Raw genomic sequence first — 3,475 nt, 5'->3', positions numbered from 1 at the left:
TAGTCGTAGCCGGCCTGCTCGGTCATGCCCGAAGGCAGGCCCTCGACCGTGTCGATCGACAGCGCGACCGGGTCGGTTTCGGCCACGATGCTCTCTTCGAACTGACCGTAGACCCAGATCGGGTCGGCGTTCTGGTCGGCCGTCTCGACCGAGACCGTCAGGTCGTAAGTGCCGTTGGCGAAGTTGACGCGAATGGGTGTCGGGAAGGTCTCGCCGTCACCGACCGGGAAGCCGGGGATGGGGTGCGGGCCCGGGCCGCTGGGATCGGTCGACGGACGGCCCAGGAACCAGGCATCACGGTCGTAGTCCCAGAAGTAGCTGTCCTGGGCCCAGCCGAGGTTTTCCCAACCGGTGCCGTTCCAGTACTCGATGTCGTAGTTTTCGCTGTCGCGAACCTGGGCGTCGATGCCGTCGACTTCGACCCACAGGGCCACGTTCTCGGGCAGCGCATCGCCCAGGTTGCTCAGCGTGGCGGTGTAGTAGTCCCAGCCGCTTGCGCTGTCGTCTGCGCCGGTGCCGTCGACGCCCTCGTCGACGGTGAAGGTCAGTTCCGTGACCGAAACGGATTCGAGCGTGCGGGCTTCGGCAAGACCGGAGCTGACGCCGACCGCTGCGATGTCGGTGGTGTAGTTGCCGGCCTCGGCGTAGCTGGCCCGCAGGAAGGTCGTGGCGTCGTAGTCGGAACCGACCGGGAAACCGGCGGCCGGGCCGAAGCGGCCGACCAGGTCGTCGCCGTCCTGGGTCAGCGGCAGCGGCTTCCAGGTCTGGCAGGACTCGGCATCCGGCGGCGCCACGCCCGTGTCTTCGAGATCGCCGCAGTATTCCAGCGTGACGCCGGAGGCAACGGCATCGGGCCGGCTGATCGTGAACTGGATTTCGATGTTCTCGGTCGTCGCGCGGCTGCCGACGTTCTGCAGGCGCACGTCGTAGAAGGCTTCCTGTCCCGGCTCGAGCACTTCCGGGCCGTCACCGTCCAGCGACAGGAAGCTGGCGTCGGCGGCCGAGATATCGAAGGTGCCGTTGACGCCGCCGGTGTTGTTGGTGATGGCGACAACGCCGGTATAGCCGCTGGTGTAGGGGCTGTTGTCGAGCGCCTCGACGCTGGCGAGGTATTCGTTGGTGTCGGCATCGACGGCGGTGGCAACCAGTCGTCGGCTCGCACCGCCGTCCTGGGCGACGGTTTCGAGCACGACGCCGTAGCGCTTGCCCATCATGGCGGCATCGCCTTCGGGGAAGTCGGCGAGACGCACGCGCTTTTCGATCAGCGGCGGGTCGAGATCGTCGGCGTCGAATTTAGCCAGCACCAGCTCGTGGTAGCGCAGTTCATAGCGAATGTAGGCGACGTAGCCTGAAAGCACACCGCTTGCCGGGTCGAAGTGGCTGATAACGCCCTGGTCGATCTGGTTGTCCGGGCTGACGCCGGTATTGGTGCCGTCTGCATTGACGATCGACACTACGCGAGAGTCGCCGAAAAGCCGCGGCACGTAGCCGCCGGCATAGACGGCGTCGGAGTCGGTGACTCGCAGGTAGCCCGAGTCGATTCCGGCAAAGTCAGGGGTGCCGAGGGAAGGTGCACCCGTGAAGTCGAAGAACTGCCAGTTGAGGTTCAGGGTTCCGCCGTCGAAGTCCTCGAACCAACCCGGGGCGATCATGACCGGCTGCGGAACGGCTACGGGATTGCCGGCGTCATCGAGCAGACCCGGGACCGCATCGACCGCGCGGCCGTCGAAATCTCGCGGGGAATTGAAGGTGTCGGTCGCTTCGACCGTGAATTCCGAGCCGGAAACCGTACAACCGACGTTGACCCACTGGCACTGCAGTTCCTGGGCGACTGCGCCGTCGAACTCCACGATCACGCCGCCGAGCGCCTGGCCCTCGTCGAGGGGAGCGGAGAATCGCAGCGTCAAGCGATCGCCAATGGTCTGCCCGAAGTTGGCGAGGTCGTCGGCATCGGCCGTGACGCTGACGAGATCGGTGCTCTGCGCGCTGGCCTGTACCGGCCCGAGCAGGCCGCCCAACAGGATCAGTGCTGAGAAAAGCGCAATCGACGCACGACTCGGGGCAGCAAGGCCCTGATCGTTCGATTGCGCGCGGCGCACGAACGGAAGGAATCCAGCAATGGAATTGATCATTATTTCCCCTCGGAATAGATAACTGCCAATAACGGCGGCGTTGCCGATTGGTTCTATGCTTACGGGGAATAGCTTGAAAATGTCCCCACCCAATGCCAGCGACGCCACTCGCTTTTTTCTCAGGGCGACGCGATTGATTCGCCTGATGCCACCCCTTGTGCTTTTTAGCCTAAGCCAATTTTCGCGTCACTGGCAAGAGGGAATCCTTAAATCCGTTCAGCAGCCCGGCAGAACCTTGCGTTCGATCAAGGCCACGCCGTCTCCACCATGCTCGAACTCGAGCCAGGTGAATTCGATACCGCGTTCGAGCAGCAGGTTCTCGAGGGCTTCGGCGGCTTCGCCGACTTCGACGATCATCACGCCGTCGTCCTCGAGGTGGTCGGCGGCGGTGTCGAGGAGGCGGCGGACCAGGTCGAGGCCGTCCTTGCCGGCTTCCAGGCCCACGCGGGGTTCCCAGCGGTATTCGCGCGGCAGGGTGTCCATCGACGCGGTGGGCACGTAGGGCGGGTTGGCCAGGATCACGTCGTAGCGGCGCCCTTCGAGGGCGTCGAGCAGGTCGGATTCGATCACTTCCACGCGGTCGGCCACGCCGTGGCGCTCGGCGTTGCGCCGCGCCAGGGCCAGGGCATCGGGACTGATGTCGACCGCGTCCACCTTCACGTCGGGCCAGTAGTAGGCCGTGGCGACGGCGATGCAACCCGAGCCTGTTCCCACGTCCAGCACGCGCTCGAGCCGCTCGGGCTCCACCCACGGCGCGAATCCTTCCACGATCAGTTCGGCCAGCGGCGAGCGCGGCACGAGAACGTCCTCGTTGACCGTGAACGGCAATCCCGCGAACCAGGCCTGCCCCAGCAGGTAGGCCAGTGGCCGACGCGTCTGGATACGGTCGGCCAGCAAGGTCTCGAAGCGCTGGCGCTCGTCTTCCGTGGCCGTCCGCGCCACCGCCGCATCGTCGAAATCCGGCTCCAGCCCGAACACGCTCGAAGCCATCCAGCAGGCCTCGTCGAGCGCGTTGTCCGTGCCGTGCCCGAAGAACAGCCCCGCCGCGTCCATTCGCTCCGCCGCCGCACGGATCAGCGCTTCGAGGGTCTTGGGGTCGCGTTGGGCGAAGGACTCGTTGGACATACGGGGATAGGTTTCAGGTTTCAGGTTTCAGGTTTCAGGGAAAGACTCGTCGCCCCGGACTTGATCCGGGGCCTTCTCTCTACTGGCGCCGCCGGTTGGGAGGTCCCGGCTCTCCGCTTCGCTACGGCCGGGATGACGGGCTGGTGCCCGTCAATCCGGGGCCTTCCATCGGTTGGCGCCTTCGGTGGGGAGGTCCCGGCTCGGGGGCCGGGACGACG

General features: G+C 65.6%; 2 protein-coding genes. Both read right to left on the bottom strand.

All coding sequences use genetic code 11. The features are described 5' to 3' along the window. On the bottom strand, positions 1–2,132 hold a 2,132-nt coding region (locus tag DZC52_RS01460), incomplete at its 3' end, for a hypothetical protein (protein ID WP_147307574.1). Between the two features lie 216 nt (positions 2,133–2,348). After that, the gene (gene prmB, locus DZC52_RS01455) at positions 2,349–3,257 is read right to left on the bottom strand and encodes a 50S ribosomal protein L3 N(5)-glutamine methyltransferase (protein ID WP_116649348.1); all 909 of its coding nucleotides are present in this window, start codon (positions 3,255–3,257) and stop codon (positions 2,349–2,351) included. Positions 3,258–3,475 lie beyond the last annotated feature (218 nt).

Source organism: Wenzhouxiangella sediminis, assembly GCF_003410055.1.
GTDB lineage: Bacteria > Pseudomonadota > Gammaproteobacteria > Xanthomonadales > Wenzhouxiangellaceae > Wenzhouxiangella > Wenzhouxiangella sediminis.
Note: the sequence above shows the minus strand (reverse complement) of the source record. Positions and strands in the feature narration are given on the sequence as shown.